Below are 22,051 nucleotides of genomic sequence, written 5' to 3' on the forward strand. Positions count from 1 at the left end.
GAAGAACGGGTCAGAGCGTTCCCGCTTTCTTCCAGCCAAGATAACGAGTCACCAATTGTGCGCCCAGTTCCCCTGGGCGCACGTCCACCACGTTGATGCCATGCGCGACCATCCGGTCGTGCAGCGTTGTGCGCGCGTTCAGAAAACTCACCGTTCCGCAGTAGCTCAGCGCTTCGTCATAGGTCTCGACGGGGGCCTGACGCAGACTGTCGAGCACTTCCTCGCGCAGGCTTGCAACCAGCACACGATGCCTGCGCCCCAGCTGATTGACCGCCGACAGCAGCTCATCGTCGTCTTCATCGCGCAGGTTGGTGATCAGAACCACCAGCGAGCGTCGCTTCTGTCGGGCCAGCAAATGGCGGGCGGCGGCACTGTAGTCGGCGGGTCGCTGGGTGGTCTGCAGGTCGTAGACGGTATTGAGCAACAGGTTCAACTGACCGTGGCCCTTGACCGGCGACACATAGCGGTCCTTGTCGCCAGCGAAGGTCATCAGGCCGATGGCATCGCCCTGACGCAGCGCAACGTAACCGAGCAGCAGGCAGGCATTGAGTGCGTGATCGAAATGGGACAGGTCGCCGTCCTGGCTGCGCATGCGTCGTCCGCAGTCCAGCATGAACACGATCTGCTGGTCTCGCTCGTCCTGATACTCCCGCGCAATCGGTGAGCGTTGGCGCGCTGTGGCTTTCCAATCAATCTGCCGTAGGCTGTCGCCTTCGCGAAATTCGCGCAACTGGTTGAATTCCAGCCCCAGGCCACGGCGCTGCGACTGTCGCACACCGATCTGGCTGAGCCAGTTGTCCACCGCCAGTAACTGACCGTCGTACAGCCGGGCAAAGTCCGGATAAACGCGGGTGCTGCCCGGCAGGTCGAGGCGACGTCGGGTGGACCACAGACGCAAGCCGCTGCGCAGCGCCAGCTCGCAACGTTCAAAGGTGAAATGGCCTCGCTTGAGAGGCCGCACCCGATAGCCAAGTGTGGCCTTTGTCCGTCGAGGCACTTCGATGGATTGCGGCAGGTTTTCGGACTCCAGCCCTGAGGGCAGGTGATCCATGACGCGCACTGCCAGCGCCGCGCCGCCGTCGTGTTCGATGTCCAGTCGTATCTCGTTCCAGCGACTGAGGGCCAGACTGCCCGGCAGATGACGTTGCAAGCGTGGGGAGGGCTGGCGTGTCAGGCGAAATCCGTCGAAGACACTCGCGCCCGCGAGCGCCAGCAAGGCGCCCCAATAAAGGGTGTCGAGCTGCTTTGGATAGTCGATGCCCAGCGCACTGAGTACCCCCAGCAGTACGGCGGCGCCTGCAAGCGCACCCAGCCACTTCAGCAGCAGGGGCGACGGCCTTAATACCTGTTTCAAAGGCGCGGCGCCGGAACCTGATCGAGGATCTGCCTGAGCACCTGATCCACCGATAGCCCTTCAATGTCCAACTCGGGCGACAGCCTCACACGGTGACGCAGCACCGCCAGTGCGCAGCCCTTGATGTCATCCGGGATGACGAACTCGCCGCCGCGCAGCAACGCCCTGGCCCGACCGCCACGCACCAGCGCGATGGAGGCCCGTGGACCTGCGCCCAGGCTTAGCCCCGGCCAGGTACGGGTACTGCGGGCCAGTCTCACGGCGTAATCCAGCACCTGTTCGTCCAGCGGCAGATCACTGGCAATGCGTTGCAGTGCCTGCACTTCGCGGGCCTGCATGATCACCTTGAGCGGCCGTACATCGAGCATGTCGGCCCGGGTCGAGCGCGTGACCTGACGGACCATGTCCAGTTCTTCCTGCGCCTGCGGATAATCCATGCGCAGCTTGAGCATGAAGCGGTCCAGCTCGGCCTCGGGCAACGGGTACGTGCCTTCCTGTTCGATGGGGTTCTGCGTCGCCAGCACCATGAACGGTTGCGCGATGGGCAATGCGCGGCCCTCCAGCGTGACCTGCCGCTCCTGCATGGCTTCGAGCAGCGCAGCCTGGGTCTTGGCCGGGGCGCGGTTGATTTCATCGGCCAGCAGCAGGTTGGTGAAAATCGGGCCTTTGCGCAGTTTGAACTGTTCGGTCGGCAGGTCGTAGACCGCATGACCGGTCACGTCGCTGGGCATCAGGTCAGGCGTGAACTGAATGCGGGCGAATTCACAGCCCAGGCAACTGGCCAGAGCGCGCACCAGCAGCGTCTTGCCCAGCCCCGGCACACCTTCAAGCAGCACATGACCGCCGCCGATCAGCGCCGTCAGCACATCATCGATGACGGCGTCCTGGCCGATCACCGCCTTGCGCAATTCGGTGCGCAACACCTGGGCCAGATGACTGGCGCGCTGGCGTTGCTGGGCCTGCGTGTTGGCTGCGGTGCTGGCGGCGGGTTCGGGGCTCGCCGCAACGACTGGGTCGATGCTGCCTGATGGTTCGGGCGTTTGATCGCTCATAAGGCATTCCTGAGGGTTTGCAGGTGGGCCACCTGACGGGTGAAGTCGCTGTGGGAAAGGCGTTGTTTAGGTCGCGGGCGCAACGCATCGCTGATGGCGCTGGTGGGCTGACGAGTCAGGCGGGACAGTACCTGCCACTGATCGGCGACGGCCAGTGATTCAAAGCCCGGATGAAGCTGCCGGGCGCGTCGCAGGATGTCCTGCTGCAGGCTCTTCAAGAGTACATCCTGTCCGCTGCGTCTGCGCAGAAACTCGGCGCTGGCACGCAGGTGTTCGGTCAGTTGCCGCCGGGCCTGGGAAGCAGGCAAACGGACGGGGCCTTCACGCAGGCCCACATGCCACAGCGTCAGGCCGATCAGTATCGCGAACGCGGTCAGCGCAAGAGCGAAGTGACGCAGTATCAAACTCAACAGGTTGTCATGTTCGGTTTGCAGCAGCAGGGTCACGTCACTGTCCTGGGTCAGGTACCACAGGAGCCAGGCGTTGTCGTATTTGCCGATCGAGCGGTTTTTCCACAGCTCCGCGTCGGTGAGCACAGTAATCAGGCCCTTGCCGTGACTCAGTTGCACCATGTGCGTGGCGTCGGCGCTGTTGGCCCAAGAATCGGCATGGTCCTCCGGGTCTTCCAGATGAAACGCCGGATCGAAACTCATGTAGGCCGGTGCGTCTTCATTTTCCAGATACAACCGCGTGAGTTCCGGCCACTTGGTTCTCTTGGTGGCAGGCGGTGACGCCATCAGCGGTATAGGGACCGTGGGCCGGGCCTCATCGGAATCATCCTGTGCCTTGATGTCTTTCGAGAGGTATTGGCGAATCCCGATCCTGTCGAGCAGCAGGTCGCCGCTGCGGCCTTTCTGTTCGTCCCACAGCTTCTCGGCCACGAACAGCAGGTGTCCTCCCGACTCGGCCCAGTTCAACAGGCGCTCGGTCTGTGCCGGGGTCATGTTTTCACGGTCATTGAGCAACAGCAGCGTCTGTGGTCGTTGTTGCGTGTCGGGCAGGTCGGTGAGCGCGCGGGTCATGTTGACCGGCACCGAGCGTTGCCGGAGAAAGTTGGCGGCGGCCAGATAGGGGTTGGCCCGAGCTTCCGGGGAAGGACCCTGATCGACGGTTTTTTCGTAACGCTCCAGATGACTGGCGGCGTACACGCCGACAACGAGCAGCAGGAGCAGCGCGAGCCCTGCAAGCCAGACGTTACGCCGACTCATGCCCTGGCCCCCGAACCGAACAGGCGACGCCAGCCGTCGCACAATTCCTGTTGCGACCGGGCAGGTGGCAGCCGATGACCATAAGCAAGGTTCTGCCAATGGGTGGTCAGCGTCCGGCTGAATTCATCCAGTTGGGGTTGATCGAGTTGTGCGACGCGCTCCAGCACCTGTCCCTCGGTGTCGGCATTTTTCAATGGCAGGCGGTAATCGGTCAGCAGGCGATTGAGCAGGGCGCGATACAACAGACCCAATGCTTCGCGTGGCGAGTCGGCCCAAAGCCGTTCTGCACTGGTAGCGACATCGTCGGGCAGGCTTTCTGCGTTCACTTGCAGGCCGAACAATTGTTCTGGTGTTTCCCGGTGCAGCGATGTCGGACGCGGCGTGCGAGCGACGAAGGTGCCGAGCCAGGTGCGGTAACGCCAGATCAACAGGCCGATCAGCGTCAAGGCGACAGCCCAGAGCAGAACTTCCAACAGGCTGGCCAGGGCGCTTGCCGCTGACAGCAGACGGTTGAGCCATTTGGCCAACGCGCTGCCGTCGCTCCTCTCGGCGGAAGTCGTCGCCTTCTCATCCCGCTCGGGAAAGCGCCAGCCGGCCACCGTTTTGGGGTTTTTGAACGGCGGCGCCTGCAAAACGTTGTTGATCTCCTTCCGGGCGGCTTCGCTGGTGAGTTCCTGATGAGTGAGGCGTGGCGTGTCAGGTGCTGCACTGACAATGATCGGTTCCATCTGTGTGGCGTCGGGCAATGGACAGCTGTAGGTCGGTGAATCAGCCATGGCAGACTGTGGCGCCGCTGAGAACAGCAGTCCGGCACCGATCAGCAGCATATAGGCGGTGCCCATCAGGCGCTGGCGCAGTCGCCGGAAAGTCAGTTCGATGTCCCACGCTTCAAGCACGGTTCGACGATTGAGGTAGAGCGTAAAACCGCAGGCGACGTAGATGGGTTCCCACAGCACCAGCGCCAGTGCGTAAAACAGGTTGGTCAGGTGTTCCAGCCAGTTCCAGTCGTTCTCGGTGTCGACCAGACTCAGCCATTGCCAGTCGATTTCGATCTGTTGCGGGATGAACAGGTAGAACAGGATCATCAGGCCGATCCACAGCGAGTACTCCAGATGCACGCCCACAAGCGTCAGCAGGCGAGCCGCGCCCTGGCCTTTCTGATTGAGCAGGCTGAGACGACGTGCACGCTCGTCTCCGGCGAGGTTTTCCAACTGCTGCACCGGCAACTGAAAGCTGCGGGTCAGGCTCAGACGGCGCCAGAGCAGGCTGGGGAGCAGCTGGTTTTTCAACGTGGCGGGCCAGGCTTTGAGTGCCTGTTTGAGTGTGGGCGTGTCCCCGAACAGCGCCTGTGACAGGATCATCAGCGGCAGGCGGTCGAAGGCCGGCTTGAGCCACCAGAACACAAACAGCGCAATCGAGGGATAGTCCCAGAGCAACAGGCTGAGCAGGGCGAACAGCGGCAGCGTGACAATCGCCCAACTGCTCATCAGCAACAGGCGATGCTCACGCACCATGAGGACGCCCAGGTCTATGGCTTCCCAGGAGGTACGAGGGCGAATGGCGACGTTCGATTCAGTCAGGCGCATGGGAAGTCCGCCCGGCGAATGTCAGGTAGGCACCGACCAGCATCCAGAGCGCTGCGCCCACCAGATACTTGATGAGCGGCGTCGGCCAGGTCATTGATGACCAGTAGGCTTCGATGAAGGCGGCAATCAGCAGAAACAGCATTACTCCGCCAATCAATTGCACGCTGCCTTGCGCGGCGACCCGTAACGCCTCACCGCGTGTCAGCCGGCCGGGTGCGAGCAATGCCCAACCCAGTTTCAGCCCGGCAGCCCCGGCCAGGGCAATGGCGGTGAGTTCGAACGCGCCGTGGCCGACCACGAACGACCAGAAGGTCTGGCCATAGCCAATGTCGGTCAGATGGCCTGCGACCGCTCCGATCATCAGCCCGTTGAAAAGCAGAAAGAACAGGCTGCCCAGCCCGAACAGCAAGCCGCTGGCATAGGTTTGAAAGGCAATCCCTATATTGTTCATGATGTAGTAGCCGAACATCATCCAGTCATCGTCGGAAGCGCGCTCCAGCGCCTGCCCGATGCGGCTGGCCTGCGGGTCGTACATGCTTTGCATGTCGCTCAGCTGTGCGGGGCTGACGATGCTGTAGATCAGGTCGGGGAAGCCGTAGACCAGAAGGCCCATGCCCACGAGGCTGCCGAAAAACAGCAGGCTGGCGACCAGCACGAAACGCCATTCGGCACGAACGGCTCTCGGGAAACCCGCAAGAATAAAGGTCAGGAACTGAGCGCCCAAAGCGCTGCGATGCCGGTAAAGCTGCTGGTGGCCGCGCATCGCCAGTTGATGAAGCGGATCGATGAGGTGGCTGCTGTAGCCGCGTTCCTGAGCCAGCGCCAGTTGGTGGCAGAGGCGTCGGTAGTCGGCAGGAAAGCGTTCGCTGGTCTTGGGATCGGGCTTGCCACGCTCCAGTGCGGTCAGGCAGTCCTCGAAGTGTTTCCACTCGGTTTGATGGCGGGCTTCGAACTGGGTCTGTTTCATGTCGCCCCCGTCAGGCTGCGCGCGATGCCGTTGACTTGAGCGACAGCCTTGTCGGCCGACAAGTGCAACGGCTCGACCAGAATGGCGGCCAGCTCCTGCTTACGCGCTTCGGACAGGTCACCCTGGCGCTCGGCCAGACTCAGCACGGCGCGCTGTTCCTCCAGTTGCAGGGCGACTGGCACCACGTAGGGCTCGACCGCTGGCAGGGTCGGCCGCTGCACGGGCAGATCGGTATGAACCACCAGCGTTCCGGCCGCCAGATCACCGAGGCGCTTGAAACGGGGATGATTCAGACAGCTGATGGCGCCCACGCTGTAGGCCAGAGGCAGCATGTCGACGAAACGCAGCAGGTTGCGGGTGAGCGAGGCGGCCCAGCCGATCGGTGTTCCATCGTCATTGACCACCCGCAGGCCCATGGCGCGCTTGCCGGGTGTCCGGCCCTGATCGAGGACTTCGAACAGCACCATGTACCACCAGTTGATCAGAAACAGCGCGATAGCGGCCAGCCCCATGCCGAACTTGTCGAACAACTGAAGGATTAAAAACAGTACGCCGATGACTGCGGCACGGATGCCGAGGTCAATGCCGAACGCCAGCGAACGCACCACCAGACCCGCCGGGCGAAGGATCATGTCGATGCCTTCCGGGGTCTCGATGGCGATACGGGTATCCAGCGGCGTCTGCTGCGCTGCAATCCCTTGCGAAGCGGGAGGAGATGGCATGGTGGGGAGGCGTTACCTGAAGGCGAGACCTGATGCTAGCTACCACTGCGGTGCTAAGCAACCGGCGTTGCTAAACAGTGCCTGTAAGAAAAAGTGTCGCAGGCCCACGGCGTGTTCCGATTAGCCAATCGTCTGCTTCGCACCCTACACTTCAAGGGTCTCTTGTTCAGGATCAGCCCGTGACCTCCAGCATCTTCTGGTACGACTACGAAACCACCGGTATCAACCCGCGCAATGACCGCGCGCTGCAGATGGCCGGCATTCGTACCGATGCCGAACTCAATGAAATCGAACCGCCGGTCAACCTCTACTGCCAGCCCAGCGACGACATCCTGCCGCATCCCGCCGCGTGCGTGATAACCGGAATTACCCCGGCCACGCTGGCCGAAAAGGGCTTGTGCGAAGCGGACTTCATGACCCGCGTCCATGCCCAGCTCTCCGCTCCCGGCACCTGTGGCGCAGGCTACAACACGTTGCGTTTTGACGATGAAGTGACGCGTTACAGCCTGTATCGCAACTTTTTCGACCCGTATGCCCGTGAATGGCAGGGCGGCAACAGTCGCTGGGATTTGATCGATGTCGTGCGCGCGGCCTATGCGCTGCGCCCGGACGGCATCGTATGGCCCGAAGAGGAAGGGCGCGTCACCCTCAAGCTCGAGCGTCTGACTGCCGCCAACGGTATTGAACATGGTCAGGCCCATGATGCCTTATCCGATGTGCGCGCCACCATTGCACTTGCGCGCCTGATTCGTGAGAAGCAACCCCGGCTGTACGATTATCTGTTTGCACTGCGCAGTAAGCAGAAGGTTCAGGATCAGATCCGTCTGATGCAACCGCTGGTGCATATTTCAGGTCGCTTCTCTGCGGCCCGTCATTATCTGGGTGTCGTATTACCGCTGGCCTGGCATCCGCATAATCGCAATGCACTGATTGTGTACGATCTGCATCAGGATCCGTCGCCGTTACTGGAGATGGACGTTGAAACACTCAAGCAGCGTTTATATACCCGCCACGACGCGCTGGGCGAAGGCGAGCTGCCGGTGCCGCTCAAACTATTGCATATAAATCGCTGCCCGGTGGTTGCCCCCATGAGCGTTTTGCGTGCACAGGATCAAGAACGCTTGCAGCTCGACATGACCGGTTATGAGGCGAGGGTGGCTTCAGTGACTGAAGGCCTTGAAGTTTGGCAGGAGAAACTGCGTGCTCTTTATGGCAAGGATCATTTCATCGCAAGTGAAGACCCTGAGCAGCAATTGTATGACGGATTTATCGGTGACCGTGATCGTCGTTTATGTGAACAAGTACGCGTTTCCGAGCCTGAGCAACTGGCACGTGATGCCTGGCCGTTTGATGATGCTCGCCTGCCTGAACTGTTATTTCGCTACCGGGCCCGTAACTTTCCGGAAACGCTCACCGCCGAAGAACAACTGCGCTGGCACCAATTCTGTCAGGCGCGCCTGAGCCACGCGGAGTACGGGGCTCCGAATACTTTGCAGGATTTTACGAAGGCGCTGGTGGAGTTGTCGCTTAGTGCCACGCCAGAGCAGTTGGCGATACTGAGGCAATGGCAGGATCACATTGAGTCGCTGCGCAGTAGGCTGAAAATGTGATCGGAAAAATGTAGAAGGTGAACTATAAAAAAACGCCAGCAAGCTGGCGTTTTTCAAGTCGCGGATAAAACGACCGTTGAAGCTTAGCCCAGCAGAGTGGCCCAGCTTTCAACCTCGTCACCGCCCCACTTGGCTTTCCACTCTTTCAGCGTCTTGTGGTTGCCACCTTTGGTTTCGATGACTTCGCCGTTGTGCGGGTTCTTGTACTGCTTGACCTTGCGGGCACGCTTGGTGCCGGTAGTTTTCACTGCGCCGCCACGAGGTGCCTTGTTGACTTTGGAGTCCGGATCCAGCAGAGCAATGATGTCACGCAGCGATTTTTGATATTCGCCCATCAGGGTGCGCAGTTTGCCTTCGAATTCCAGCTCGGTTTGCAGTTTGCCGTCTTGCGACAGGTTGTTCAAACGGGCTTGCAGTTCTTTGATGGCTTCTTCTGTGGCGCGGTATTCGTTGATCAGGGACATGAGGGGGACCTTATGTTGTGAAGGGTGACAGGGATACAGTGACGCAATAATAGTCAGAGGCACTGAGCAAGTAAACATTAAATAAAAGTTTTATTTGAATTATTTAGAAATATACACCGGTCCTACAGACGTGGGAACTAGATCGGTGTGCTGAACCCGACTAAATAGGGTCGCTATAAAGCCCTCATTAAATACCGGTTTTTTATTGGAGCGTCCGCTGGCATCTTGATACTGGCACGGTGCAATCTTTTTCCATCGACGGCCCGCCCCGGCGCCTGAATTCAGGCAACAGAGATACTGCAGTTTTCCTGCGCAGTCGCTAGAATAGCGCCTTTGCGAAGTTCTGGAGTTTCCCCTAATGCGCACTTTTCGTCTGGTGATTGCTTGCCCGGACCGCGTCGGCATCGTTGCCAAAGTCAGTAACTTTCTGGCGTCCCATAACGGCTGGATCACCGAAGCGAGCCATCATTCGGATAATCTCAGTGGCTGGTTCTTCATGCGTCACGAGATTCGTGCCGATACATTGCCGTTCGATCTGGATGGGTTTCGCGAGGCGTTCACGCCGATTGCGCAAGAGTTCGAGATGGACTGGCGCATCACCGACTCGGCTCAGAAGAAGCGTGTGGTACTCATGGCCAGTCGCGAATCGCACTGCCTGGCGGACCTGCTGCACCGCTGGCACAGTGATGAACTCGACTGCGACATCGCCTGTGTGATCTCCAATCACCAGGACCTGCGCAGCATGGTCGAGTGGCACGACATTCCTTATTACCACGTGCCGGTCGATCCGAAGGACAAGGAACCGGCGTTCGCCGAAGTCTCCCGTCTGGTCGGCCAGCATCAGGCCGACGTCGTCGTTCTGGCGCGCTACATGCAAATCCTGCCGCCTCAGCTGTGCCGCGAATACGCTCATCAGGTGATCAACATTCACCACAGCTTCCTGCCGTCGTTCGTCGGTGCCAAGCCTTATCACCAGGCATCGCTGCGCGGCGTCAAATTGATCGGCGCAACGTGCCATTACGTGACCGAAGAGCTGGACGCAGGGCCTATCATCGAGCAGGACGTGGTACGCGTCAGCCATCGCGACAGCATCGAAAACATGGTGCGTTTCGGCCGTGACGTGGAAAAAATGGTGCTGGCGCGTGGTCTGCGTGCACACCTCGAGGACCGCGTACTGGTTCACGACAACAAGACAGTCGTCTTCGACTGATCCGTTGTGGCAGGATCGCCCATGCGGCGCTCCTGCCAACCTCCCAGGCGGACATCTTCATGACCGACCCTCTCGACAAAGCCACATCAACTGCTCCGGCCACTCTGGGCGAGGGCTGTCTGAGTCGTTACGACCCGGATGCGCTGACGCCTGACAACGGCACCGAGTTCGAAGGCGCGGCCGAGCTGTGGCGCGAACTGCAGCAGGACGCCGAAAAACCGACCCCACCCTAGCGATCTGCGCTAGTTGCCGCGTCCAGACTTTCCAGCCATTGGATTTTGGTCATGGGCTGCCTGCCGTCTTCCAGCAGGCGCATGAGCAATTCAATCCAATAGTCGCGTGAAGACCTGTGCAGCATGTCGACAGGGTGCAGTCCAAGTCGGATGGTCGACGCCTCGCGCAGCCGATGTTCCTTGAAATCACTGTAAAGCTTCGACGCCGTGCGTCGCCATGCGCTGCGTGCGCTCCAGACCATGCCCGGCGCGTCGATCGGTGTGAAGTCGGGCAGTCTGAACAGGTGCTGCGGGTCGCTGGTGTAGCTGAGCGGCAACTGACGCAACGCTTCGCGCGTGCCCTGGCTCATCAGCCATGCGGGCGCGACAAAGCCGTGAAGCGGCCAGTCCTGACGGCGAAACATTTCGATGCCCGCTTCCAGACGTGCCAGCGCCTCCTGCGTATTCAAACCATAGAACTCGCCTTCCCACGTGTAGACGCGCCGCATGAAGTAGTCGCGAAGGATTCGTGGCGCGGGGCTGTCGTCGCAATGGTGGTAACCGTGCAGCGCCAACTCGTCGCCGCGTTCCAGGCGTTCATGCATCCGCCGCTGAAAAACCGTGTCGTCGTCCAGCGGGCTGCGTCGGTGAAAATCCGGCACCACCAGCCAGGTCATTCTGACAGTGCCCAGCTTGTCCACCGCTGCGACAAATGGCTCGTACATCGGCCAGCTGTGAGGGGCGACGTCGTGCAGCACCAGCAGCACACTGCGTTCTGATGCGGCGCGAGAGCACTCAACCATGGGCGACGGCCGAGAACCGGCTTCCCAGCACCGCCTGATAATGGTCAAGCAGCCCGCTCACCACCACGTCCCAGCTGTAATGCTCTTCCACGTAGCGTCTGGAAGCCAGGCCCATGGCATGGGCGTCATGGCAGAACAACGCTTTCACGGCATCTGCCATGGCTCTGGCATCGTTCGCTTCGCACAGCCATCCACAGTGTCCGGGAACGATTTCGGTGAACGCTCCGGCCGCGACGGCGACGACCGGGGTTGCGCATGCCATGGCTTCAAGCACCACCAGCCCGAAGGTTTCCTGATCGCCTGCATGAACCAGTGCGTCGGCACTTGCCAGCAGGCGGGCCAGATTCGTGGCCTTGCAGAAGCGATTGATCACCGTAACGTTGTCCGGCACGTTCATGGGCATGTGCGAGCCCACCAGCAGCAGGTGATAGCGCGGGCCCAGCTGTTTCATGCATGCAAGCAGCACCGGCAGGTTTTTCTCCTTGGAGCCACGCCCGGCGAAAATCAGCAGATGGGTGTCTTCGAGCAGACCCAGTTCGGCTTTCAGACCATCGTCCCGGCGCTCCGGGTTGAAAATCTGCAGGTCCACGCCAAGGGGTTGTACATGCACGTTTTCCACGCCCATGCCGATCAGCTTGTCGGCCATGACCTGACTGGGCGCAAGCACCCTGTCGAAGTTACTGTAGAGCTTGCTGATATAAGCCTGAGCACTCATGCCCATCCAGTTGCCCATGCGGTTGCTCACCAGCAGCGGAAGGTCTGAGTGGTAGAAGCCGATGACCGGCGCGTCCAGATACCGACGGGCGTCGAGGGCGGCCCAGGCGGTCAGGTAAGGATCGCCTGCTTCGATCAGGTCGGGCTGCAGGTTGTGCAGCATCTTGCGCCACGGGGCGACCCGAATCGGAAACCGGTAGCCATTGCTGAAGGGCAGGGCAGGGGCCGGAACACTGTAAATGCCGTCGGCGTGGGCCGGACGCGCACCCGGCACCAGCAGGCTGTGGCGCACGCCGGGACGGCGCCCCAGGCGCGGGTGTTTGGCATCGAGATAGGTGCGTACGCCGCCGCTGGCCGGGGCGTAGAACATCGTCATGTCGGCAATGTGCACAGCAACATTCCTCCGCTCTGAGGTCGTCTTTTCTTGACCTCCTTGAAGAATAGTTGTTCGGTCGGGATTCACCGCCTGGCGGGCAAGCGGCAGACGCCAAGAGTCGTTGAGAGCATGATGCGTCATCAGGCCTGAACAAACTGTTGTGGCAATGGCTACGCTCAAGGCCAGCGCGTCTCATGGTGTGGAGAAGGTGAAACATGCACGACTCTCAAGAAATGATTCTGGGTGCCGCTCCTGACGGGCAGCCCGTCTCTCAGGCGTTTCGTCTGGCCAATAGACACGGACTGGTGGCTGGCGCGACCGGGACTGGCAAAACGGTGACCTTGCAACGCCTGGCAGAAGCGTTCAGTGACGCCGGGGTCGCGGTGTTCGCCGCGGACATCAAGGGCGATCTGTGCGGGTTGGGGGCTGCTGGCAATCCCCAGGGCAAGATTGCCGAGCGAATTGCCGGTATGCCTTGGCTTGAGCACACGCCTCGGGCCTATCCGGTCACGTTGTGGGATATCGACGGGAAATCAGGTCATCCATTGCGCACCACGCTGAGCGAAATGGGGCCGCTGCTACTGGGCAATCTGCTGGAACTGACGGACAGCCAGCAGTCGGCGTTATACGCAGCCTTCAAAGTCGCTGATCGTGAAGGGCTGTTGTTGCTTGACATCAAGGACCTCAAGGCACTCCTCAATCACCTGCGTGACAACCCGCAGTTGCTGGGCGAAGACAGCGCATTGATGACAACCGGCTCCAGTCAGGCGTTGCAGAGACGGCTGGCCGTGCTCGAACAGCAGGGCGCCGAAGCGCTGTTTGGCGAGCCTGCCTTGCAACTGGAAGACATTCTGCAGCCTGACAGCGACGGGCGAGGGCGCATTCATCTGCTGGACGCCAGCAGGCTGGTGCATGAAGCGCCCAAGGTCTACGCGACTTTTCTATTATGGCTGCTGGCCGAGCTGTTCGAGCAGCTCCCCGAGCGGGGCGATGCCGAAAAACCGTTGCTGGCGCTGTTCTTCGATGAAGCGCATCTGCTGTTTGCCGACACACCCAAGGCCCTTCAGGAACGGCTTGAGCAGGTCGTGCGCCTGATACGTTCCAAGGGCGTGGGCGTGTATTTCGTCACGCAGTCACCCGGCGACCTGCCTGATGATGTGCTGGCCCAGCTGGGGTTGCGGATTCAACACGGTCTGCGCGCCTTCACGGCCAAGGAACAGAAGTCTCTGCGGGCCGTGGCGGAGGGTTTCAGGCCCAACCCTGATTTCGATGCCCTGAGTGTGTTAACCGAGCTGGGTATCGGCGAGGCGCTGGTCGGTACATTGCAGGACAAGGGTACGCCCGCCATGGTGCAGCGCGTGCTCATCGCTGCGCCCCAGTCGCGTATCGGGCCGCTGACGGCAGACGAGCGGGCGAGCCTGATTGCCGGCTCAGCCCTCGGCAGGCGCTACAACAAGCCGGTCGACCGTGAATCGGCCTACGAAATGCTGGCCGCGCGCAAGGTGGCCGAGCCTGACGCAACCGATGCCGCGAAAACGAATGAAAAGCCTGAAGAGAGTTTCAGCGACAAGGCCGGAGAGTTTCTCGGCGGGCTGGCCGGACAGGCCATGAAAAACGCCATGCGTCAGGCGGCGAGCCAGTTGGGGCGAGAGTTGGTGCGGGGGCTGATGGGGTCGTTGCTGGGCACTAAGAAGCGCAGGTAAAACTGACTCGCTCGGGCGGTGCAAGCGCTGCACCGCCCGAGTGACTTCAGATCAGGACAGCGCCTTGGACGCGATCCAGAACAGGGCGGCAGACAGCGCCACTGTTGCTGGCAGGGTCAGGACCCAGGCCAGAAGAATCGTGCGAACGGTGCCGCCCTGCAGGCCGCTTTTGTTCGCAACCATGGTGCCCGCTACGCCCGAAGACAGGATGTGGGTGGTCGAAACCGGCAGGCTGAACACGTTGGCCATGCCGATGGCACAGGCGGTGGTGATCTGTGCCGACATGCCCTGTGCGTAGGTCATGCCCTGCTTGCCGATCTTCTCGCCGATGGTCAGTACCACACGCTTCCAGCCGACCATGGTGCCGATACCCAGCGCCAGTGCAACGGCCAGAATCACCCAGAACGGCGCGTATTCAGTCGTACCGGTCAGGTCCTTGCGCAGCTTCTCGAGATCGGATTTTTCACGTGCGTCCAGGCCCGGCAACTTGCCGACCTTGCGCGCGGTGTCATCCAGGCACAACAGATAACGACGGACTTCGATACGGCTTTCGGACGGCATCGAATGGTAGTCGGAGACACCTTTCAAGCGGTCCAGCAGGGCGTCGATGGTCGGCTCGGTCTGTTCCGGGTTGCACGCGGAACTGGACGGCAGATCGCCTTTTTCCGCCTTGCCCATCGCCAGGTATTCGCCCAGCGTACTGCTGTTGCGCTGGTAGAACTGGCTGAGGTGCTGGGTGGCGTCGCGGGTACGTTCGATCTGGTACGTCGTGCTGTTGAGGTCCAGTACGAACTGGCTCGGCACGATACCGATCAGAACCAGCATGATCAGGCCGATGCCTTTCTGGCCATCGTTGGAGCCGTGCACGAAGCTGACCGCCATGGCGGAAATCACCAGTACCAGACGGTTCCAGAACGGCGGATGCTTCTTGTCATCCAGCTTGCGACGCTGTTCCGGGGTCTTGTGCATCTTGGACAGTGGTCGCCACCATTTCAATGCGATCAGGACCAGCCCTGCGATCAGAAAACCTGCCAGCGGCGAGAACACCAGCGAGGCACCGATATCGATTGCCTTCTGCCAGTTGACGCCATCGGCCAGCGGGATGTCGTTGATCAGGGCGTTGGCCAGACCGACACCGAGGATCGAACCGATCAACGTGTGGGAACTGGACGCCGGAATACCGAAATACCAGGTGCCCAGGTTCCAGGTGATCGCCGCTGCCAGCAGCGAGAACACCATGGCCAGGCCGTGGCCGGTATTGACGTTGATCAGCAATTCGACCGGCAGCAGGTGAACGATGGCGTACGCAACGCCCACGCCGCCCAGCAACACGCCGAGAAAGTTGAACACACCGGAAAGGATCACTGCCAGATGCGGCGGCATGGCTTTCGTGTAAATGACTGTCGCCACCGCGTTCGCGGTGTCATGAAAGCCATTGATGAACTCGAAGGCAAGAACAAAGGCCAGGGCAAGCAACAGGCTTACAAGCACCCAAGCATCTAGCCCGCTGAATAATTCGATCATGTAGATTTTCTGACCCGGTCTGAAGGGGGCGCGATTATGACAGAAAAAATACGTATCGACTTGTCGGCCTCGACCGGTGTCGCCTGAAACCAAAAAAAAGACGCATGAGCGCCGCCCCTTGGATGAGGCAGACAGGCAATGACACTTCAATTTCAGGTCGTGGTAATGCGGATCAGATCAGCGGGGCTGTTCCAGTCTGACCGTCAGGACTCCTGTTTCAGGTCCTGTTCCATCTTTTGCAATTCCTCTTTGAAAGCCTGATCCCGAAGGCTGGCTCGTTTGCGCCAGGGTTTGCGTTCCGGCTCCGGTTGCGCGGCGTAAGTGGTGATTTCGCCACCGTAGACATCCTTGAAGCGTTGCTCCTGGCGCTCGAGTTCCGCGCGCAGTTCTTCTTTAGTCACTTTATTACCTGATCGAGTCAAATGAGTTCCGGCGAAAACGCAATGCACGGCAAACATGTTCGTTCCAGTGGCTGCCCGAAAAACAGGGCAGGGAATTATGCATCAGCACATTGACTGGAAGAATCTGAACACCTTGCCGGGCCTAGCGGCTACGGACGCCGGAGGAAAACAACTGTCGTAGCGACATGTGGTTCAGGGTTGAAACGCCGGAGGTTCTGTTTGACCGCCGGTTGCAAGGGGCCCGCTACAGCGTTGTACAGGTCCGGTGCGTTGACGCGGCTGCAGCTCGAAGGCTCGTGAGAACGCGAGTCACTGCTGAAGATTTAGCCCGTCAATGGAAAGGTACTATCGCCAAGAAGTTAGGCTGCGTCAACTATAGCGGTTTGAATAATGAGAGAGCCTACTCATTTTGTACGAATGTTCCGAAGTATGGGTGAGTCATGTTTATGACGGAACTTTCATAAAGAAGAATTGACAGGCACGGACAAAAAAACGGCGTCGGAATTCAGTAAGTCCGATGGTGCGACTGTTGGATGTTTGAGGAGGGGGAGTGGGCTCGGAAATTATTCCGGCTTCCGTGTCGGGCGCACAGGATGAGCTGTAATGAAAACGGCCTTGCTTAAAGGGCAAGGCCGCTGCCTTGGACTTCTCAGTGGGTACCTGACCAGTAATTTCCAAGAAGTCACTTCGTGGCAGACCTAAAGGTATAAGTATATTTCCTACGGGTCAATTGCGATTATCGGCCATTGGTTCGATAATCGCACAAGCCGAAGGTTGATCAATGCGCTGCATGGGTCTGAAACCGCCGGTTCACAAGGCCTGAAAGGGTGTATAGAGGTTGCGGCAATGAACGACGAACTGCGTAATTCTTTTTCCTCACTGGCTCCGCCCATCGTGGCATCGCCTGCCAAGCGGATCCAGGCATTGACCGGCGATCCTGATTTCATGACCTCGCTCGCGCGTGGGCTTGCAGTGATTCATGCCTTTCAGGAGCGTAAACGGCACTTGACCATTGCGCAGATCAGCCACCGTACGGAAATTCCCCGGGCGGCAGTGCGTCGTTGTTTGCACACCTTGATCAAGCTCGGCTATGCCACCACGGATGGCCGCACCTACTCTTTATTGCCCAAGGTTCTGACGCTGGGTCATGCCTATCTGTCGTCCACGCCGCTGGCGATTTCTTCGCAGCCTTATCTGGACAGGATGAGCGATCAGTTGCACGAGGCGTGCAACATGGCCACCCTGGAAGGTGACGACATCCTTTATATAGCCCGGTCTGCCACGACCCAGCGGCTGATATCGGTGGATCTCTCGGTAGGCGGCCGACTGCCTGCGTATTGCACGTCGATGGGGCGCATCCTGCTGGCTGCGCTGGATGACGTGTCCCTGCAGGAATACCTGGATCACGTTGACCTGCAGCCCAAGACCAGTCGCACCATTCGCACACCCGAAGCCTTGCTCGAATGCCTGCAACAGGTTCGTCAGCAGGGCTGGTGCATTGTCGATCAGGAACTGGAGCAGGGGCTTCGCTCGATTGCCGTGCCGGTCTATGATGCATCGGGTCAGGTACTGGCTGCGCTCAATGTCAGCACCAGTGCCGGACGGGTAGCCCGCAGTGAGCTGGAGCAGCGTTTTCTGCCGATCATGCTCGACGCCAGCCGTGATCTGAGCACACAGTTGTTCACCTAAGCGGCAGGTTATCGATGATCAGCGAATGGGTTCGATTACCGAACAGTTAGTCGATTATCGGATTGTTTGCGGCAGGGCTCAGGCATAACCTCATTTTCATTCCGGCGCAGGTCTTCGCGCTGATCATTGAACATGATGTTGGGTTCGGAGCACCTCATGGCAGACATTCTTTCTCTACGCGATGCGGTGAAGCAACTGGTCAACGATGGCGACACCGTTGCGCTGGAAGGCTTCACCCACCTGATCCCCACGGCCGCCGGTCATGAAATCATCCGTCAGGGCAAAAAAGACCTGACGCTGGTGCGCATGACCCCCGACCTGATCTACGACCAGTTGATCGGTGCCGGTTGTGCCAAGCGCCTGATTTTCTCGTGGGGCGGCAATCCGGGCGTTGGCTCGCTGCACCGTCTGCGCGATGCGGTCGAAAAACAGTGGCCGCGTGCGATGGAAATCGAAGAGCACAGCCACGCCGACCTGGCCAACGCTTACGTTGCCGGTGCTTCGGGCCTGCCGTTTGCGGTGCTGCGCGCCTACGCCGGTTCCGATCTGCCGAAGGTCAACCCGCTGATCAAGACCGTGACCTGTCCCTTTACGGGTGAAGTGCTGGCGGCCGTGCCGTCCGTGCGCCCCGACGTGACCGTGATCCACGCGCAGAAAGCCGACCGCAAGGGCAACGTGCTGCTCTGGGGCATCCTGGGTGCGCAGAAGGAAGCCGCGCTGGCAGCCAAGCGTTGCATCGTCACGGTCGAGGCAATCGTCGATGACCTCAAGGCACCAATGAACTCCTGCGTACTGCCGACCTGGGCGCTCAGCGCAGTCTGTCTGGTGCCGGGTGGCGCGCATCCTTCCTACGCCCATGGTTACTACGAACGCGACAACCCTTTCTATCAGGCCTGGGACCCGATTGCCCGAGACCGTGAAACCTTCAAGGCCTGGATCGACGAATACATCCACGGCACGGCGGACTTCAGCGAATTCCAGAGCAAGCTGGCTCGCGCTTCGGAGGCAAAATAATGACGTACACCACCAGTGAAATGATGACCGTTGCCGCCGCCCGCCGTCTGCGCAACGGAGCGGTCTGCTTTGTCGGGATCGGCTTGCCGTCGAAGGCAGCGAATCTGGCACGTCTGACGTCTGCGCCGGATGTGGTGCTGATTTATGAGTCCGGTCCGATCGGTGCCAAGCCAACTGTGTTGCCGCTGTCCATCGGCGATGGCGAGCTGGCTGAAACGGCGGACACCGTCGTCGCCACCAGCGAGATTTTCCGCTACTGGCTGCAGGGCGGACGTGTGGATGTCGGCTTTCTGGGCGCCGCGCAAGTCGACCGTTTCGGCAACATCAACACCACAGTCGTGGGCGACTACCACAACCCGAAAGTGCGCCTGCCGGGTGCCGGTGGCGCGCCGGAGATTGCCGGGTCGGCCAAATCGGTGCTGATCATTTTGAAGCAGTCGGCACGTTCTTTCGTCAACAAGCTCGATTTCATCACCTCGGTCGGCCACGGCGAAGGCGGCGATTCTCGCAAGCGCCTGGGCCTGCCCGGTGCCGGTCCCGTGGGCATCATCACCGACCTGTGCATCATGGAGCCGGAAGAGGGCAGCAACGAGTTCGTGGTGACCACGCTGCACCCAGGGGTTACCCGCGAGCAAGTCATCGCCGCAACCGGCTGGGAAGTACGGTTTGCCGACAGCGTGGTCTATTCCGAAGAACCCACCGACGTCGAACTGACCGCTTTGCGGGATCTGGAAGCCCGGACCGCTGCTGCCCACGGTCAGGTCGCAGGAGAAGCGTGATGCGTGACGTATTTATCTGCGATGCGATTCGCACCCCCATCGGCCGTTTTGGTGGCGGTCTGTCCTCGGTACGAGCCGACGATCTGGCGGCCATTCCGATCAAGGCGTTGATGGAGCGCAACCCCACCGTCAACTGGCAAGAAGTCGACGAGGTGTTCCTTGGTTGCGCCAATCAGGCCGGTGAAGACAACCGCAACGTGGCGCGTATGGCTGCGCTGCTGGCCGGCCTGCCGACGACGGTGCCGGGCGTGACGCTCAATCGTCTGTGCGCTTCGGGCATGGACGCCATCGGCACGGCGTTCCGCGCCATCGCAACCGGCGAGATGGAATTGGCCATTGCAGGCGGCGTCGAGTCGATGTCGCGTGCGCCTTTCGTCATGGGCAAGGCTGACGCCGCGTTCTCGCGCAACATGAAACTGGAAGACACCACCATTGGCTGGCGCTTCATCAACCCGGCCATGAAAGCCCTCTATGGCGTGGACTCCATGCCGGAGACCGGCGACAACGTGGCCACCGACTTCTCTATTTCTCGAGCCGATCAGGACGCTTTCGCCCTGCGCAGCCAGCAACGCGCTGCCGTTGCCCAGGCTGCGGGCTTTTTCGAGGAAGAAATCGTGCCGGTGCGTGTGGCGCACAAGAAAGGCGAAACCGTCGTCGACAAGGATGAGCACCCGCGTGCCGACACCAGCCTGGAAACCCTGAGCAAGCTCAAGCCGGTCAACGGGACGGACAAGACGGTCACGGCAGGCAATGCGTCTGGTGTGAACGACGGGGCCGCTGCGCTGATTCTGGCTTCCGCCGAAGCGGTCAAGAAGCACGGCCTGACGCCTCGGGCGCGCGTTCTCGGCATGGCCAGTGCGGCCGTTGAGCCTCGCGTGATGGGCATCGGTCCGGTGCCTGCGGTTCGCAAGCTGGTCGAGCGGCTGGGTCTGGCGGTCTCCGATTTCGATGTCATCGAACTCAACGAGGCGTTTGCCAGCCAGGGTATCGCGGTGCTGCGAGAGCTGGGCCTTGCCGACGATGCGGCCCAGGTCAATCCCAACGGCGGCGCGATTGCCCTGGGGCACCCGCTGGGCATGAGCGGCGCGCGGCTGGTACTGACGGCGTTGCACCATCTGGAAAAGACCGGCGGTCGCAAAGGTCTGGCGACCATGTGCGTCGGTGTCGGCCAAGGCCTGGCGTTGGCCATAGAGCGTCCATAACGCTCCTTTTTCGCTTTGTTCAGCAACCCGGTTCATCGGTCTGTCTCCACGAAAAGACAGGCTGATGGCCCGGGTTGTTGTGCTTGAGGCGGCAGGGTGTTACAGATTGTGTCTTATGGACAGTTTCATTTGGGGACAATAATGACGACAACATCAAAAGCACCGCATTACACCGGCGAGGAGCGAAGCAAAAGAATCTTCGCGATTGTCGGCGCCTCTTCCGGGAATCTGGTCGAATGGTTCGACTTTTATATTTACGCCTTCTGTGCGATCTACTTCGCGCCCGCTTTCTTTCCTTCCGATGATCCGACCGTTCAGTTGCTCAATACCGCAGGCGTGTTCGCTGCCGGTTTTCTGATGCGACCGATTGGCGGCTGGCTGTTCGGCAGGGTCGCGGACAAGCATGGTCGCAAGAATTCCATGCTGATCTCGGTGACCATGATGTGTGCCGGTTCGCTGATCATCGCGTGCCTGCCGACCTACGCCTCGATCGGGGCCTGGGCACCGGCGCTACTGTTGATGGCGCGTCTGCTTCAGGGCCTCTCGGTGGGCGGCGAGTACGGCACCACGGCCACTTACATGAGTGAAGTGGCGTTGCGCGGCCAGCGTGGTTTCTATGCCTCGTTCCAGTACGTGACGCTGATTGGCGGTCAGTTGCTGGCGGTGCTGACCGTGGTCATCCTTCAGCAGTTTCTCACCACTGAGGAGCTGCGCGACTACGGCTGGCGTATCCCGTTCGTCATCGGCGCGGCGGCGGCAGTCATCGCCTTGCTGCTGCGTCGCACACTGAACGAAACCACCACCGCCGAAAGTCGCAAGGACAAGGACGCGGGCAGTATCACGGCGCTGTTCAAGCATCACAAGGCAGCTTTTATCACTGTGCTGGGTTACACCGCCGGCGGCTCGCTGATTTTCTACACCTTTACGACCTATATGCAGAAATATCTGGTGAACACCGGCGGCATGGAGGCCAAGACCGCCAGTTACATCATGACCGGCGCACTGTTTCTGTATATGTGCATGCAGCCGTTCTTCGGCATGCTGGCTGACCGTATCGGTCGTCGTAACTCGATGCTGTGGTTCGGCGCGCTGGGTACGCTGTGTACGGTGCCGATTCTGATGACCCTGAAAACCAACACCAACCCGTTCATGGCGTTTGTGCTGATTACCCTGGCATTGGCCATCGTCAGCTTCTACACCTCGATCAGTGGGTTGGTGAAGGCTGAGATGTTCCCGCCTCAGGTCCGCGCGCTGGGGGTTGGTCTGGCCTACGCCGTGGCCAACGCTGCCTTTGGCGGCTCGGCCGAATTCGTGGCCTTGAAGCTCAAGAGTGCAGGGATGGAAAACAGCTTCTACTGGTATGTCACGGCAATGATGGCAATCGCGTTCCTGTTCAGCCTGCGCTTGCCCAAGGAGCCCGCTTACCTGCATCACGATCATTGATGAGCGCTGTTTTGCAGG

20 protein-coding genes are annotated in these 22,051 nt (G+C 60.2%); 9 read left to right on the forward strand and 11 right to left on the reverse strand.

Annotated elements, in window-relative coordinates:
- Positions 1-10: 10 nt before the first annotated feature.
- From AO065_RS12270 to AO065_RS12295, 6 genes are read right to left on the reverse strand one after another with little or no spacing between them, the layout of a single operon-like run.
- Positions 11-1,354 (reverse strand): DUF58 domain-containing protein, encoded by a 1,344-nt coding sequence (locus AO065_RS12270; protein WP_004881373.1) that lies wholly within the window; start codon positions 1,352-1,354, stop codon positions 11-13.
- Positions 1,351-2,406 carry an AAA family ATPase gene (locus AO065_RS12275; RefSeq protein WP_004881370.1) on the reverse strand — a complete coding sequence of 352 codons (1,056 nt, stop codon included), beginning with the start codon at positions 2,404-2,406 and terminating at the stop codon, positions 1,351-1,353. Before AO065_RS12275 ends, AO065_RS12270 begins: the two co-directional genes overlap by 4 nt.
- Positions 2,403-3,614 (reverse strand): DUF4350 domain-containing protein, encoded by a 1,212-nt coding sequence (locus tag AO065_RS12280; RefSeq protein ID WP_004881369.1) that lies wholly within the window; start codon positions 3,612-3,614, stop codon positions 2,403-2,405. Before AO065_RS12280 ends, AO065_RS12275 begins: the two co-directional genes overlap by 4 nt.
- A complete protein-coding gene (locus AO065_RS12285; protein ID WP_004881368.1) occupies positions 3,611-5,200 on the reverse strand; it encodes a DUF4129 domain-containing protein in 1,590 nt (529 codons plus the stop codon). Before AO065_RS12285 ends, AO065_RS12280 begins: the two co-directional genes overlap by 4 nt.
- Positions 5,187-6,167 carry a stage II sporulation protein M gene (locus AO065_RS12290; protein WP_004881367.1) on the reverse strand — a complete coding sequence of 327 codons (981 nt, stop codon included), beginning with the start codon at positions 6,165-6,167 and terminating at the stop codon, positions 5,187-5,189. Before AO065_RS12290 ends, AO065_RS12285 begins: the two co-directional genes overlap by 14 nt.
- A complete protein-coding gene (locus tag AO065_RS12295; RefSeq protein WP_004881364.1) occupies positions 6,164-6,889 on the reverse strand; it encodes an RDD family protein in 726 nt (241 codons plus the stop codon). Before AO065_RS12295 ends, AO065_RS12290 begins: the two co-directional genes overlap by 4 nt.
- A gap of 179 nt (positions 6,890-7,068) precedes the next feature.
- Between AO065_RS12295 and sbcB the strand changes: the two genes are divergently transcribed.
- Entirely contained in the window at positions 7,069-8,499 is a 1,431-nt protein-coding gene (gene sbcB, locus AO065_RS12300) for an exodeoxyribonuclease I (protein WP_004881362.1), read from the forward strand.
- Between the two features lie 83 nt (positions 8,500-8,582).
- Here the strand turns inward: sbcB and mvaT are convergent, their stop codons facing one another.
- Complete coding sequence (gene mvaT, locus AO065_RS12305) at positions 8,583-8,963, reverse strand: histone-like nucleoid-structuring protein MvaT (RefSeq protein WP_004881357.1); 381 nt, start codon at positions 8,961-8,963, stop codon at positions 8,583-8,585.
- Positions 8,964-9,321: 358 nt separating this feature from the next.
- On the opposite strand from mvaT, the gene purU reads away from it, so the two are divergent.
- Positions 9,322-10,173: a formyltetrahydrofolate deformylase gene (gene purU, locus AO065_RS12310; protein WP_004881355.1), complete on the forward strand. Its 852-nt coding sequence runs from the start codon at positions 9,322-9,324 to the stop codon at positions 10,171-10,173.
- A 59-nt stretch (positions 10,174-10,232) separates the two neighbouring features.
- Complete coding sequence (locus tag AO065_RS27305; RefSeq protein ID WP_004881352.1) at positions 10,233-10,406, forward strand: hypothetical protein; 174 nt, start codon at positions 10,233-10,235, stop codon at positions 10,404-10,406.
- On the opposite strand, the gene AO065_RS12315 is transcribed toward AO065_RS27305, so the two are convergent.
- Positions 10,403-11,188, reverse strand: a complete 786-nt coding sequence (locus AO065_RS12315) for an N-acetylglucosaminyl phosphatidylglycerol deacetylase (protein ID WP_032650734.1) — start codon at positions 11,186-11,188, stop codon at positions 10,403-10,405. The genes AO065_RS27305 and AO065_RS12315 overlap by 4 nt on opposite strands.
- Entirely contained in the window at positions 11,181-12,278 is a 1,098-nt protein-coding gene (locus AO065_RS12320; protein ID WP_032650760.1) for an N-acetylglucosaminyl phosphatidylglycerol synthase, read from the reverse strand. The genes AO065_RS12315 and AO065_RS12320 overlap by 8 nt, the downstream gene beginning before the upstream one ends.
- Positions 12,279-12,493: 215 nt before the next feature.
- Here AO065_RS12320 and AO065_RS12325 point away from each other — a divergent pair, with 215 nt between their 5' ends.
- Entirely contained in the window at positions 12,494-13,981 is a 1,488-nt protein-coding gene (locus tag AO065_RS12325) for a helicase HerA-like domain-containing protein (RefSeq protein WP_004881347.1), read from the forward strand.
- Positions 13,982-14,032: 51 nt separating this feature from the next.
- Here the strand turns inward: AO065_RS12325 and AO065_RS12330 are convergent, their stop codons facing one another.
- A complete protein-coding gene (locus AO065_RS12330) occupies positions 14,033-15,505 on the reverse strand; it encodes an inorganic phosphate transporter (protein ID WP_004881346.1) in 1,473 nt (490 codons plus the stop codon).
- 203 nt (positions 15,506-15,708) lie between these two features.
- Complete coding sequence (locus AO065_RS12335) at positions 15,709-15,906, reverse strand: hypothetical protein (protein WP_004881345.1); 198 nt, start codon at positions 15,904-15,906, stop codon at positions 15,709-15,711.
- A gap of 846 nt (positions 15,907-16,752) precedes the next feature.
- Here AO065_RS12335 and pcaR point away from each other — a divergent pair.
- From pcaR to AO065_RS12360, 5 genes are all read left to right on the forward strand, one after another.
- Entirely contained in the window at positions 16,753-17,595 is an 843-nt protein-coding gene (gene pcaR / locus AO065_RS12340) for a pca regulon transcriptional regulator PcaR (RefSeq protein ID WP_004881340.1), read from the forward strand.
- Between the two features lie 156 nt (positions 17,596-17,751).
- Positions 17,752-18,609 carry a CoA transferase subunit A gene (locus AO065_RS12345; protein ID WP_004881338.1) on the forward strand — a complete coding sequence of 286 codons (858 nt, stop codon included), beginning with the start codon at positions 17,752-17,754 and terminating at the stop codon, positions 18,607-18,609.
- Positions 18,609-19,388, forward strand: a complete 780-nt coding sequence (locus AO065_RS12350; RefSeq protein ID WP_004881336.1) for a CoA-transferase subunit beta — start codon at positions 18,609-18,611, stop codon at positions 19,386-19,388. Before AO065_RS12345 ends, AO065_RS12350 begins: the two co-directional genes overlap by 1 nt.
- Entirely contained in the window at positions 19,388-20,590 is a 1,203-nt protein-coding gene (gene pcaF / locus AO065_RS12355; protein ID WP_004881334.1) for a 3-oxoadipyl-CoA thiolase, read from the forward strand. Before AO065_RS12350 ends, pcaF begins: the two co-directional genes overlap by 1 nt.
- Before the next feature lie 141 nt (positions 20,591-20,731).
- Entirely contained in the window at positions 20,732-22,033 is a 1,302-nt protein-coding gene (locus tag AO065_RS12360; protein WP_004881332.1) for an MFS family transporter, read from the forward strand.
- Positions 22,034-22,051 lie beyond the last annotated feature (18 nt).

Origin of the sequence: Pseudomonas viridiflava, assembly GCF_001642795.1 — a bacterium.
In the GTDB taxonomy this organism is placed as follows: Bacteria; Pseudomonadota; Gammaproteobacteria; order Pseudomonadales; family Pseudomonadaceae; genus Aquipseudomonas; species Aquipseudomonas viridiflava.